The sequence below is a fragment of the Mucilaginibacter sp. McL0603 genome, from assembly GCF_049992945.1.
Taxonomy (GTDB): domain Bacteria; phylum Bacteroidota; class Bacteroidia; order Sphingobacteriales; family Sphingobacteriaceae; genus Mucilaginibacter.
In genome coordinates this window covers 1,272,810-1,285,702 of the sequence record NZ_CP188251.1, presented here as the reverse complement: position 1 = coordinate 1,285,702, position 12,893 = coordinate 1,272,810, and the positions used below count along the sequence as shown (strand labels likewise).

12 protein-coding genes are annotated in these 12,893 nt (G+C 40.5%); 9 read left to right on the top strand and 3 right to left on the bottom strand.

Going from position 1 to position 12,893, the window contains the following annotated elements; all coding sequences use genetic code 11:
• Positions 1-64: 64 nt before the first annotated feature.
• Entirely contained in the window at positions 65-298 is a 234-nt protein-coding gene (locus tag ACPPVU_RS06005) for a hypothetical protein (RefSeq protein ID WP_426670778.1), read from the bottom strand.
• A 235-nt stretch (positions 299-533) separates the two neighbouring features.
• Here ACPPVU_RS06005 and ACPPVU_RS06000 point away from each other — a divergent pair, with 235 nt between their 5' ends.
• The 7 genes from ACPPVU_RS06000 to ACPPVU_RS05970 all read left to right on the top strand — a co-directional run bounded on the left by ACPPVU_RS06000 (position 534) and on the right by ACPPVU_RS05970 (position 6,242).
• Complete coding sequence (locus tag ACPPVU_RS06000) at positions 534-1,412, top strand: cell division protein FtsX (RefSeq protein WP_426670777.1); 879 nt, start codon at positions 534-536, stop codon at positions 1,410-1,412.
• Positions 1,413-1,464: 52 nt separating this feature from the next.
• Positions 1,465-1,746, top strand: coding sequence for a DUF3098 domain-containing protein (locus ACPPVU_RS05995; RefSeq protein WP_426670776.1), 282 nt, complete (start codon positions 1,465-1,467; stop codon positions 1,744-1,746).
• Between the two features lie 44 nt (positions 1,747-1,790).
• A complete protein-coding gene (locus tag ACPPVU_RS05990; RefSeq protein ID WP_426670775.1) occupies positions 1,791-2,594 on the top strand; it encodes an undecaprenyl-diphosphate phosphatase in 804 nt (267 codons plus the stop codon).
• Between the two features lie 107 nt (positions 2,595-2,701).
• Positions 2,702-3,226: a hypothetical protein gene (locus ACPPVU_RS05985; protein ID WP_426670774.1), complete on the top strand. Its 525-nt coding sequence runs from the start codon at positions 2,702-2,704 to the stop codon at positions 3,224-3,226.
• A 99-nt stretch (positions 3,227-3,325) separates the two neighbouring features.
• Complete coding sequence (truB, locus tag ACPPVU_RS05980; protein WP_426670773.1) at positions 3,326-4,036, top strand: tRNA pseudouridine(55) synthase TruB; 711 nt, start codon at positions 3,326-3,328, stop codon at positions 4,034-4,036.
• 76 nt (positions 4,037-4,112) lie between these two features.
• Entirely contained in the window at positions 4,113-5,045 is a 933-nt protein-coding gene (locus ACPPVU_RS05975; RefSeq protein WP_426670772.1) for a bifunctional riboflavin kinase/FAD synthetase, read from the top strand.
• Positions 5,046-5,201: 156 nt separating this feature from the next.
• Positions 5,202-6,242, top strand: coding sequence for a DUF2157 domain-containing protein (locus ACPPVU_RS05970; RefSeq protein WP_426670771.1), 1,041 nt, complete (start codon positions 5,202-5,204; stop codon positions 6,240-6,242).
• Between the two features lie 75 nt (positions 6,243-6,317).
• Here the strand turns inward: ACPPVU_RS05970 and ACPPVU_RS05965 are convergent, their stop codons facing one another.
• Complete coding sequence (locus ACPPVU_RS05965) at positions 6,318-6,944, bottom strand: LysE family translocator (protein WP_426670770.1); 627 nt, start codon at positions 6,942-6,944, stop codon at positions 6,318-6,320.
• Positions 6,945-7,150: 206 nt separating this feature from the next.
• Here ACPPVU_RS05965 and ACPPVU_RS05960 point away from each other — a divergent pair, with 206 nt between their 5' ends.
• Positions 7,151-8,077, top strand: a complete 927-nt coding sequence (locus ACPPVU_RS05960; protein ID WP_426670769.1) for a cobalamin-binding protein — start codon at positions 7,151-7,153, stop codon at positions 8,075-8,077.
• A 70-nt stretch (positions 8,078-8,147) separates the two neighbouring features.
• Complete coding sequence (locus ACPPVU_RS05955) at positions 8,148-10,685, top strand: family 20 glycosylhydrolase (RefSeq protein ID WP_426670768.1); 2,538 nt, start codon at positions 8,148-8,150, stop codon at positions 10,683-10,685.
• A 58-nt stretch (positions 10,686-10,743) separates the two neighbouring features.
• Here ACPPVU_RS05955 and ACPPVU_RS05950 read toward each other — a convergent pair whose 3' ends face one another.
• A complete protein-coding gene (locus ACPPVU_RS05950; protein WP_426670767.1) occupies positions 10,744-12,828 on the bottom strand; it encodes a TonB-dependent receptor in 2,085 nt (694 codons plus the stop codon).
• Positions 12,829-12,893 lie beyond the last annotated feature (65 nt).

Sequence of the window (12,893 nt, the reverse complement as noted above, 5' to 3'; positions counted from 1 at the left end):
TCTTAAGTCAGCAGCGGCTTCATTATTAGTAACAAATTAACTTTCAACTCAAGACTTTCGACTACTAAGGTTGCACCTTGCCTTTTTCCATTCCTTTCTCTGCAGGAGGGTTCTTTATCGGACTAACGGGTTGTTCTTCCTTCTCATGTTTTTTAGCAATATTACCACCGTGAGGTTTATCCGCATGATATTCTTTATCGCTATGCCGCACCTTACTTTTACCACCGTTATCGTGAGGGCGATGAGTTGGGGTATCAGCAGGTGATGGTTTATCGGTTGAGTTGGCTGGTTTTGTCATGTTAAGTAATTTTAATATTAACAAGCACAAAAAAGATTTGTTGATGTAAGGAAGATATTTTGAAGGTGTTAATTTTTGTTAAAATCACACAGCCAATTGGTTCTGCAAATAATAATAACAGATAAAGTTTTACCTTTAGTGGCAGGTTTGTTATTTTCGCAGGATTGAGTGTGGAATAGGGTGACAAATTAAATCAGTCTCATATCTCAAACATAACAACTCATATCTAAGCTGTATGGAAGAATTTGAAGCAAGCGAATCGTCAAAAAAAACAAAGACCATTTATATCTCTACCGTTTTCGGTATAGCAATGGTATTGCTTATGATTGGTTTGCTTGGCCTTTTACTGGTTGATGCCAATAATCTTTCGCGCTATGTGAAGGAAAATATCGTGCTCAATATTTTTGTTGACGAAGGCGCTCACGAAACCGATGTGCTGCAACTGCAAAAACAACTGGACGCCAACCCCATTGTTAAGCAAACCCAATATGTAAGCAAGGAACTTGCCGCACGCAATCTTCAAAAGGATTTAGGTGAAGATTTTGTTAAGTTTTTAGGTTATAACCCGCTGTCGCAATCTTTAGATGTGTACCTGAAAGCTGAATATGCCAACAATACGGATATTGACAAGTTTAAGGCTGATTTATTAAAAAACCCGCTTGTTAAAGAAGTAAAATATCAGCGATCATTGGTTGACCAGATGAATCAGAACTTAACGTCTATCAGCCTGATCATTCTTGCTTTTGCAGCGATATTTGTAATACTGTCTGTAGCGCTGATAAACAATACCATCAGGTTGGCTATCTACTCGCAACGCTTTTTGATCAAATCGATGCAATTGGTTGGGGCAACAAAAAACTTTATCCGTAAACCTTTTTTACTATATGGGATATGGCATGGAGTACTGGGTGCATTGATCGCTATCATTATATTAATGGGAACGTTGTATTTAGCCGAAAAACAAATACCCGACCTGGTGATACTTCAAAATTACACCGAATTCGGTATTGTATTTTTAATCGTGCTAGGTTTAGGAATTTTCATTTCGGGTTTCAGTACGTTCCTGGCGGTAAACAAATACCTGCGTTTAAAAATTTATAATCTTTACAGGTAAACTAAAATTCAATAATTCATTCAATCGATAATTCAATAATTACAAGACATACATGGCACAAAATCAAACCAGGCCAGCTGCGCCAATCAAAACAACTTCTGCTACAAGGTCACAGGCAAAGGAAGGTAATTCTACTCCAATACAATTCATTTTTGACAAGAGCAATTACCGTTGGTTCATTATCAGTATTGCTATAGTTGCTTTCGGATTTATATTGATGTCGGGTACTACTGATATCTACAGTACTACCAAGATCGTGCTGGCACCAATAGTTGTGTTGGCCGGATTTGCATTAGGATTCTTCGCGATATTAAAAAAGCCGTCAGCTAACTAAGTTGATTAAGTTCCAACTTATTCAACTCAATCAACCACACCACAATGAATATCATACACGTTATCATCCTTGCTATTATTGAAGGACTGACCGAATTTTTGCCGGTGTCATCAACCGGGCACATGGTTATTGCAAGCTCGTTAATGGGCATCAGCAAGGATGAATTTGTAAAACTATTCGAAATCGTTATTCAATTAGGCGCTATACTGGCAGTAGTTGTTTTATATTTCAAACGCTTTTTTAAATCGATAGATTTTTATCTCAAACTGGTTATCGGTGTAATTCCGGCAGTCGTATTAGGATTGCTGCTTAAAAAGCATATTGATAAATGGCTCGAAAACCCGCTAATTGTAGCGGTTTCCTTTTTGATAGGCGGTATCATTCTATTATTTGTTGACGACTGGTTTAACAAGCCCACAATAGACGAAGAGAAAAAAATCAATCACATTACTGCGCTTAAAATAGGTTTCTTTCAATGCCTTGCTATGATACCTGGTGTCTCGCGTTCGGCTGCGTCCATCGTAGGTGGTATGTCGCAAAAGCTAAGTCGTAAAGCTGCTGCTGAGTTTTCATTCTTTTTGGCTGTGCCAACCATGTTCGGTGCAACTGTTAAAGACCTTTGGGATTTTTATAAAAAGGGAAGCTTTTCAACTCCTGATCTTCACCAGGATATTAAATTCCTGATCATAGGCGGTGCCATAGCTTTTGTAGTAGCTATGCTTGCTATTAAAACTTTTATTACCTTTTTAGAAAAGAGGGGGTTCAAACTATTCGGTTGGTACCGTATTGCTGCAGGTATCGTAATAATTATCCTGTACTTTGCCGGTAATGCACTGCATATTATGTAATAGCGTTGATAAATAACATTTAAGATATTCGTAGCGATGGGTTTGAAACTCATCGCTATTTTTGTTTGAAACTCAACAAATCCTTTAGAAGTTTTTATATTTATTAAATGGCTTGGTTAGATAAATTAAACGGAAATTATTCATTGGAAACGGCTAACTCTAAAAATAACATCATTACTTTATTAAATGAGAGAATTGAAAATGCTAAAAAAGATAGTAGTTGGTTTACATTCAAAACTATTAATTATGAAAAATTTGTACTTGAGGGAGATTTAGTTACTATTAGTCGCGCTCCTACTATGTTTACTCCGTATGCAGGATATGGGACTATAAGTATAAATTTCAGCACCAATAAAAACACAACTGTTATTAACGCCCAAGTCATTCCTTATGGAGAAATGAGAGCCATTGTGATTGGGTTTGTACTATTCTTTTTAATAATGTTTAGCGGGTTCATATGGTTGACAACTTATGGTTCAACCAGGTATTCAATAATTGCAATTGCATGGATAGTGCCTTATGGCTTCCTATTTTTAGGAATGCTTTATTACAAACATAAGTTGAAGACATATCTTAAAAAGGTACTTGAAGATTTGAACATCGAAGGAAATTTGAGTTCTACAACACATTGAATACAGCTTTCAAGACACCCAAGAACGCAAGGTATCTCTTTTGCTCAATGAAACTTATGATAACAACGTAAAAGCCTACCTTTGCGCAAAATTGTTTAATTGAAAAAATCGTACACCAACATACAGGAATTTGCCGAAGGCCAGTTATTGCTTGTAAATAAACCCTACAAGTGGACTAGCTTTGATGTAGTGGGCAAAATTCGCAATGCCTTTAAACCACTCAAATTAAAAGTGGGCCACGCAGGTACACTTGATCCGTTGGCGACAGGCCTGCTAATTATCTGCACAGGTAAGATGACCAAACAGATAGATACTTTCCAGGCCGAAGAAAAGGAATATACCGGCACTATGGTATTGGGCGCGGTTACCCCTACTTACGATTTAGAAAGTGAACCAGAACAGCAATTCTCTACTGATAATATTACGTCCGAGCAAATCCATGCTGCCTGCAAGCAATTTACAGGCGATATACAGCAATATCCTCCTGCCCACTCCGCAGTTAAGATTGATGGTGAGCGACTTTATGAAAAAGCCCGTCGCGGCGAAGAAGTGGAATTGCGTTTGCGCAACGTAACCATCGGCGAGTTTGAGATAACACGGATAGAATTGCCGGAAGTAGATTTTAGGGTAGTGTGCAGCAAAGGAACCTACATCCGCTCATTAGTGAATGATTTTGGGAAGGCGCTGAATAACGGTGCTTACTTATCCAGATTAAGAAGAACACGCAGTGGGGGCTTCAAAGTTGAAGATGCGTGGGAAGTGATGGAATTAGTAAATACCATCCGGGAGTTGAAAGTACCCATTGAATAATTTGGAATTTTAATGTGACGAGGCAACCTTTATATCAAATCGGTGTAATCATAGAATAATCAGTGTAATCACAATAATGAAGATCTACAATAATATTGATGAATTTGTTCCTGTTAAAAATGCCGTAGTTACCATCGGTACTTTTGATGGGGTACACCTGGGACACCGCAAGATCATTGAGCGGATAAAGCAATTAGCACAAGCATCCGGCGGCGAAACAGTGATCCTGACTTTCTTTCCTCATCCCCGAATGATACTGCACCCGGAAGACCAGGGTCTGAAGATGATCAACACCATGGATGAGAAGGCTGAACTACTTGAGAAGCTTGGCGTCGATCATTTGATCATCACGCCATTTTCAAGAGATTTTTCTAACCAGACTGCTGAAGAATATGTCCGTGATATCTTAGTAAATAAGATCGGCACCAAAAAAATAGTGATCGGTTACGACCATCGTTTCGGTAAAGACAGGATGGGTGGACTGGCAGAATTGCAACAACTGTGTCCTGTTTATGGCTTCGAAGTAGTTGAGATACCCGAGCAGGATATCCATGATGTGGCTGTGAGTTCAACTCGTATCAGGAACGCCCTTTTGGGTGATGAAATTGAACTGGCCAATGAGTTTTTGGGGTACTCGTTTTTTATCACCGGAAAAGTAAACCGCGGAGACCAGATAGGTCGGACGATAGGCTATCCCACAGCAAACATCCTGATTGAAGAGACATACAAACTAATACCGGCCGATGGCATATTTGCTGTAAAGGTGATATTAGACGCGCATGAGCATAAAGGCATGGGGTATATCGGTCACCGCCCTACTATAAACGGCATGACGAGGACTATTGAAGTCAATATTTTTGATTTTAACAGGGATATTTACACCCAGGATATCCGCATGGAATTTCTGCACTATGTACGCGGCGATATCAAATTCACCTCTTTAGAAGGCTTAACCACACAGCTAGGTAAAGATAAAGAGGCGGTGATGGCACTTTTAAAAAGTCATTAGTCAGTGGTCATTAGTCATTTGTCACTGGTCATTAAATAATGGTTACTATTCGCCAATCACTTATCGCTAATCTCTAGTCATTTTAGATTAAACAATGCTATATTTGGTTAGTTAACCTTTAATAAACCGAAGTCAGTGACCAATGACTATTGACCAATGACAAAATTAAATCTTGACAAGCAGGAGAGCGATTTCCTTGATCGCATCATAACTGATTGGGAAAAGCAGGGGTTAGTTAATGATGAACAAGCCGTAAAACTCCGCGAATCCTATGATGTAAAAGGCTTTGATTGGATGCGCCTGGCCAAATATTCATTCTGGATAGCATTGATCTGCGGCGCTACTTCCTTTACCTTCCTCATCGTTAATGATACCATTGTAAACTGGCTCAAACAACTCTATTATACGCCCGACATTCTCATCAGTATCTTATCCGCAGCAATGGCTGCATTTCTATTTCTGTGGGGACGCAGGCGCGAAAAACGGTTCCCCGAAAGAGTGTTCAGCAACGAGGCTGTTGTATTTACCGGCATACTATTTACCGCCTGCTGTATAGCATACCTCGGCAAAACTTTTGATAATGGTTCGGGACATTACTCAATTCTGTTCCTGGTATCCGTATTCGTCTATGGGTTGTTAGCCTGGCGTTTGGATTCGCGGCTGATATGGTTGTTCGCATTAGTCTCTCTCGGCAGTTGGTTCGGTACCGAAACTGGCTATCAAACCCAATGGAGCCATTACTTTTTAGGAATGAATTATCCGCTGCGCTTTGTTGTATTCGGCATCCTATTGGTTGCTGCCTGTCATTTGCTGCGCAACCGTAAATGGTTTGAGGGTTTTTGGGAGCTTACCTATGTTGTAGGCCTGCTATACTTATTCTTATCCCTATGGTTGTTGAGCATTTTTGGTAATTACGGAACTATCGATAGCTGGTGGAAAGTAAAACAGATAACCCTGTTTTATTGGGGTATTATCTCGCTGGCAATGGCAGGTGGTTTTATGCTTTATGGCTTAAAATACAAAGATTCCATAGCCCGTGAATTCGGAATCACCTTTCTATTAATATTTATCTACACTAAATATTTCGAATATTTCTGGGATAGTACAAACCATACATTATTCTTTGCAATACTGGCTATTTCGTTCTGGCTGATCGGAAGGAAAGCGGAGAAGATATGGAATGTTAGGGGTGGTTGATTAGGTTGGATTAAGTTGATTGGGTTGAATCGGAAACCTAATCAACTTAATCAACCACTTAACCTAATCAACTAACTAATGCTTAATTACATGCAGGTACAATTGCTTTACAATGTGGTAAGCTGAGAATGCAAAAAACAATATGGCGATGCCTGTATTGATTGCCTTGTTGCTCAGATCAAGTCTATCTTTAATATACCTGGCTGATTCAGCATAAATAAAAAGGCACAGGAACGCTCCTCCCGCTGAACCAATACTAAAAATGATCAAAGCCAGTCTGCCTGTTTCTATCCACTCATGCGTGATAAGATAAGTGCCGGTGATCATCCAGAAAGGGATTTGTACCGGATTTAAGAAGCCCAGCAATATGCCGTATTTGATACTGTCGTGCTCCGACTGTTTTTTGCTTTCAGGCGCCTTTTTACGGTGCTTCCAGGTAATTACCCCCATTACACCAAAGAGCACCATCATTACCCAGTCTATAGCGGTATCAAGCTGTACCTGCTGCGACAGCCAGTCGGCAGCGTTCATAATAAAATAGGTAAAGAAAAACTCAACACATGAGAAAGCGATTATAAATTGCATCGCCTGTTTAATGCCCTTGTTTATGGCTATCTGCACCAGGGCCATGTTTATATTACCCGGTGGAATATATCCTATAAAATTGGCGATAAGGCCTATGAAAAAGGTTAAGAATATCATTGGGGCTAAATTAAGATTTTAATGTGCGGATGTGCAAATATGCAGATGTGCAAATAAAAAATGTGCAGATATGCGGATGTGCAGATGATTTTGATTGATTTACAGATGTCAATATTAAGGCATATTTAACATCGTTCATCCAAATGTCTAAAATCCGCACATTAAAAATTTGCATATTTGCACATCTGTAATCTGCACATTAAATAATGTCTTCTCAAAGAATAATATCTCTACTACCCGCCGCTACCGAAATTGTTTGTGCCCTGGGGCTTGAAGAAAATCTGGTTGGCCGTTCGCATGAATGTGACTTTCCGCCAGCAGTGAAGCAGCTGCCAATTTGTTCTGAGGCTAATTTCCCGGATAATTTGAGCAGTGCAGCTATCGATAAAAAAGTAAAAGAGCTATTGAGTGATGCCCTGTCTGTTTATACAGTAAAGCGTGAAGTGATCAAAGAACTTAATCCTGATGTGGTGATTACCCAGGCACAATGCGAAGTATGTGCAGTATCCTTGCAAGAAGTAGAAGAAGCTTTGGAGAATTATTTAGACAAACAGGCACATATCGTATCGCTGCAACCCAATAGTCTTGAAGATATCTTTGATAACATCCGCGAGGTAGCCGCCACTCTGGATGTGACAGCCAAAGGCAATCAGTTAATAGAGGATTTACAGGAACGGGTAGATATTGTTCGTCATAAACTAAAATTCAATGAGAATAAACCGACAGTTGCCTGTATAGAATGGCTGGAGCCCTTAATGGTATCTGGCAATTGGATGCCCGAACTGGTGGGCATTGCCGGTGGAGCATCCGTGTTAGCAGAAGCCGGAAAGCATTCGCCCTTTGTGCAATGGGTGGATATACAATTACAAGACCCGGAAATAATTATTGTGATGCCTTGCGGGTTTTCGATAGAACGCACCATGAAGGAAATGGATATTCTATTGCAATTACCCGGTTTTGCTGATTTAAAAGCTGTAAAAAACGACCGCCTTTATATTACTGATGGGAATCAATATTTTAACCGTCCCGGTCCGCGAATAGTTGATTCTATTGAAATATTAGCTGAGATTATCAATCCAAAACAGTTTATGTTTGGCTATGAGGGTGATGGGTGGATAAAATTTTCTTTATAAAGCAATCCTGACTTTTTAAAATTTGCAAATAAGTTTATATTTACGGTCGAGTAAACCTAAATATTAAACTATGCGCCACTTTTTTATTGCCGTGCTGATCTTAATCGGCACCCAGGTAAATGCATCACCATTTGATGCACCTACATTTAATGCTCATGATTTGCAGATACGCTGGGAAGTGGTGCAGAACAATTATCAAAACAAAGGTCAATCACTAAATGCCATTACAGTAACCAATACCGGTAAAAACACGTTGCCTGCTAACGGGTGGAAATTATATTTCAACTCCTCCCGCGATTTTTCGCCTGTCACGCCAACAGGAAATGCAAGGGTAGATCATGTTAACGGCGACCTGTTCAGTTTCACCCCTCTTGCCAGTTTTGGTGAATTGAAACCGGGCGCATCGGTACGAATTGAATTTGTGGATACTGATACTATCATCAATTTCACTGATGCTCCTGAAAGCCCTTACCTTGTTTGGGATGTACAGCCAGATAAGGGATACGCCACAGGAGGCTTAACTATCACCCCTTTTAAACCTGCTTACAAAGGATTGATCACTCCTGAGGTCATTTACAATCAGAATAAAACAATCACTGATGTTCCGGAAGCGCAGCTGACCAAAGTATTCCCTACTCCGGTGAGTTATAAAGAGATTGGTGGAGTATTTACATTAAAACCAACTGTGCAGATTACCGCAGATAGCCATTTTCAAAATGAATCGGATGTACTAAAAAGCACTATCGAATCTCTGCTTGGCAAAAAAGCAACTCAGCAGCCTTCAGCAAATTCTATCAAGCTTGAATATAAGGATGGATTAAATGCAGAAGGATATGAGCTTAATGTATCTGCAAACGGCATTACAATCAGTGCGACAACGCCGGTCGGTGCATTCTACGGTATCCAATCCTTAAGGTCACTAATCCCCGCATCAACCTACACCCATCCTCAAAAAGAAATACAAATCCCATGTGTTGCAATTAAAGATGAGCCACGGTTTGGTTATCGGGCATTCATGCTGGATGTAGGCCGGAACTTCCAGACCAAAAAACAGGTGGAACGGGTGCTTGATCTTTTAGCTTTATACAAGATCAATACTTTCCATTTCCACTTAACCGATGACGAAGGCTGGCGCCTGGAAATTCCTTCATTGCCTGAATTGACTGCCATAGGTTCACAGCGTGGGCATACATTGGATAGCAAGCAATTTTTACCAGCATCACATGGTTCAGGCCCCGAAATCGGCAATTTAGCTGGTAGCGGTTTTTATACCAGGGCTGATTATATCGAAATACTGAAATATGCTAGCGCAAGGCATATCACAGTGATCACAGAGATCGAGACACCCGGCCATGCCCGTGCTGCGGTCAAGGCAATGAACAACCGCTATACAAGGCTAATGGCTGAAGGCAAAAAAGATGAGGCTGAAAAATATTTGTTGAACGACTTGAAAGACCCGACGGAATATAACTCCGTTCAGTACTGGCACGATAATGTTATTGACGTGTCATTGCCTTCTACCTATAATTTTATCAGTACGGTGGTCGATGATATTACTGCTATGTACAAAGATGCCGGTGCGCCACTGCAAATGATCCATTTTGGCGGCGACGAAGTGCCTCCGCATGTTTGGGAAAAATCACCTGCTTATTTAGCGTTACAGGTCACTCACCCCGAAATTCAAAACACCGGGGATCTGTGGTATTATTTTTACGGCAGAGTAAACCAGATACTTAAAGCAAAAGGATTGAGATTGGCCGGTTGGGAAGAAATGGCTTTGCGCAAAACAAAATTAGATGGCAAGCCTGTTTATGTACCTAACCCTGACTTTATGCCGGAGCATTTACAGACAGAAGTATGGAATAATACTTTAGGCGATGGCAACGAAGACCTGGCCTACCGGTTGGCTAATTCAGGTTATAAGGTGGTCTTATCCTGCGTAACCCATTTGTATTTCGATATGGCCCACTATAAATCATTTGATGAGCCGGGTTATTACTGGGGAGCTTTTTCGGATATTGATAAGCCTTTCTCTTTTATCCCTTTCGATTATTTTAAGAACTCCAAAGTTGATAAGAACGGACTGCCCATTAACCGCAGCATTTTTATCGGTAAGCAGCGCCTTACTGATTATGGCAAAAGCAATATCATAGGGATTCAATCCGCATTATGGGGTGAGACGGTGAAAACTTCTGAAAGAGAAGAATATATGTTGTTGCCACGCCTGCTCGGCTTTGCTGAACGTGCATGGGCTCAAGACCCTGAATGGGCGACATCACAAGACACCACCAAAAGCCAGGTACTGTATCAGCAGGCATGGTCAAATTTCCTGAATGTGTTAGGAAAAAGAGAGTTGCCGCGCCTTGATTATATCAATGGAGGATATGGTTATCGTATCCCAAAACCAGGCGCAATATGGCAGGATGGAAAATTTTTGGTTAACGAACAGTTCCCCGGATTTACTATCAGATACACTACAAATGGCAAAGATCCAGATGCAAAAAGTCCTATTTATAACGATGCAGTTACAATCACAAATTCTGAAATAAAATTCAGGGCTTTCAACAACAAAGGCAGGGGAAGTAACGTTACAGAAATAGCTAAATAAAAAAAGCCAGTAGCAATAAAAGTCTCCATTTAAACGGAGGCTTTTATTGCTCATCCAACTAAAGCATTACTTTCAGTCCGACGTAGTAATTTCGCAGAGCCGCCGCATTATAATAGCGATTGCCTACTGCGTTCAGGTCATTACCCAAACTGTATTTTTCATTCAGTAAATTATCAACCCCGGCATAAATTGCAATACGTGTTTTTCGGCTAAACGGATGTTCCCATCCTGCTTTTGCCTCTACTAAATTATAATGATCGGCGTAAACTGTGTTGGCATCATTCAACGGTAGTTTTGCTGTATAGTTATGTTGCACAAAAACATACAAATGGCTGGGGAACTTTACCTGCACACTGGTAACAAATACTTGTCCGGGCACACCTGTTAATTTGTTGCCAGAGTAATCGGCAGTTTGATCATGGTAATCTACAAATGTGAACTTATTTAGGGTGACTGCCTCATTGATCTGTAAGCCCCTTATAAAATTCACATCGTTTTGGCGAATGAGCCAATCCGTAAAAGATAATTCAATACCCGGTTGACTGGTGCCGCCTGCATTGATATAATATTCGGTTTCGTCAGGATTTAGACGAAGAACGATAGCGTTATTCAACCGGTAATAAAAAACCGAAGCATCCAGAAACATACTTTCATCTGCATTACGCAACCTGAAACCAGTTTCATAATTCCAGCCATCCTCAGCCTGTAAATTAGTGTTAATGATATTATCAGTAGGCCGTATTTCGGCAGTAGTTGGTGTAGAGTAGCCTCTGCTAATCGATGCACGCCAGATAAAATTATTTGTTATCTGGTAAGATGCTGCTACACGAGGCATTAGTTGTGGCGCAAAATGCCGGTTAGTATAAGACGGTTCATTATTGGGGTATACGTTCCTGAAATCATAATCATAAAAATTCAGACTCAGGGCTGCTTCTATGTGGAACTTTCTATTGATATCTGCCAGGTATCGCGCAAAAATAAAATGCTGATTAGTGTTTATCTTATCCAGTGTTTGGGCTGTGTCTCTTACGCCCGCATTATTACCATAATTATTAATGTCAGAGTTGGTTTGCTGCCATTCCAGTCCGAGGTTTATTTTCCAGTTAATAGCCGTATCTGGTTTGCCACTTAACTCAAAATATGTCCGCAGGCCATAAGTACTTTCATAGCGCTGCTCGTAATTGGTGATGAACGGATTCTTAAAATCGACATAACTGCCGAAAATAGACGTCACATTTTTTACCCTGTCGCTGATTTGCCAATTGTTTACAAAACCGCCCATCAGCATTTTTTGATAAATACCGATCTTTTGCTGTATAGCACCCGGAACGGTCTTAGTAGGCAGTCTTGCCAGTTGCGGATTGGCCTGATATTGGGCCAGTGTTAAACCGCCGGGAGTTTCATAACCAAGATCAGAGTAGAAGCCTAAAAATTTAAGTTGATCCTTTTTGGATAGTGTCAGTTTATCAACTGCCTGCAAATAATTACGATCCATGTAACTATGCTGGCGATAGCCTCCGTAGGATTCATAAGCCTGGTTAATATTCAACTGATTATTACCGGTTCTGTTCTGCAACGCGATATTTTCATGAAAAAGCCCGTAAGAGCCTGCGTTTAAACCAGCCGAGAGATAGCTGCTATCATTATATCGGTTAACAGGATTGATCAACACCACCCCACCTGAATTTGCACCGAACAAACTGCCATCGGGGCCTTTCAATATTTCTATGCCCTGCACGCTATTTACGTCTATGGCATTTAAATAAGTATTACCTCCGGCATCCGTTAGGGGTATTTCATCATAGTAGATCTTCACATCGCGCACACCAAAAGGCGAGCGCAATAAACTCCCCCTGATAGATAAGCGATAACTACCGGGTGAGCGCTCTTCCACACGCACACCCGGAACTGTATTTAATGCCGATACTAATGAATTTTCAGGTTGTAAACCTAACTGAACCGGGCTTAAAATACTCACTGAAGCAGGGACGCTCAAAACAGGTTGTTCGATTAGATATCCTGTTACTGTTGCCCCGGTTAAACGCTTTGACGTATCCCGTTTTAAAGTATCGCTTCCTTTTTGAGCAAGACAAATAGCAGGGGCAGCAACAAGCAGCAGCAATAAAGAGTATATTTTTATCATAGGTATCAATCAGGTTATAGCAAAGATAGCCTTAACACCTATAGAATTTTCATTTCAACGTAAAT

Excerpts from the sequence above, each read along its gene's own strand:
- ACPPVU_RS06000 (WP_426670777.1), top strand. The coding sequence starts at position 534 with ATGGAAGAATTTGAAGCAAGCGAATCGTCAAAAAAAACAAAGACCATT.
- ACPPVU_RS05950 (WP_426670767.1), bottom strand. The coding sequence starts at position 12,828 with ATGATAAAAATATACTCTTTATTGCTGCTGCTTGTTGCTGCCCCTGCT.
- ACPPVU_RS05970 (WP_426670771.1), top strand. The coding sequence starts at position 5,202 with ATGACAAAATTAAATCTTGACAAGCAGGAGAGCGATTTCCTTGATCGC.
- ACPPVU_RS05955 (WP_426670768.1), top strand. The coding sequence starts at position 8,148 with ATGCGCCACTTTTTTATTGCCGTGCTGATCTTAATCGGCACCCAGGTA.
- ACPPVU_RS05990 (WP_426670775.1), top strand. The coding sequence starts at position 1,791 with ATGAATATCATACACGTTATCATCCTTGCTATTATTGAAGGACTGACC.
- ACPPVU_RS05965 (WP_426670770.1), bottom strand. The coding sequence starts at position 6,944 with ATGATATTCTTAACCTTTTTCATAGGCCTTATCGCCAATTTTATAGGA.
- ACPPVU_RS06005 (WP_426670778.1), bottom strand. The coding sequence starts at position 298 with ATGACAAAACCAGCCAACTCAACCGATAAACCATCACCTGCTGATACC.
- ACPPVU_RS05975 (WP_426670772.1), top strand. The coding sequence starts at position 4,113 with ATGAAGATCTACAATAATATTGATGAATTTGTTCCTGTTAAAAATGCC.
- ACPPVU_RS05960 (WP_426670769.1), top strand. The coding sequence starts at position 7,151 with ATGTCTTCTCAAAGAATAATATCTCTACTACCCGCCGCTACCGAAATT.
- ACPPVU_RS05995 (WP_426670776.1), top strand. The coding sequence starts at position 1,465 with ATGGCACAAAATCAAACCAGGCCAGCTGCGCCAATCAAAACAACTTCT.
- ACPPVU_RS05985 (WP_426670774.1), top strand. The coding sequence starts at position 2,702 with ATGGCTTGGTTAGATAAATTAAACGGAAATTATTCATTGGAAACGGCT.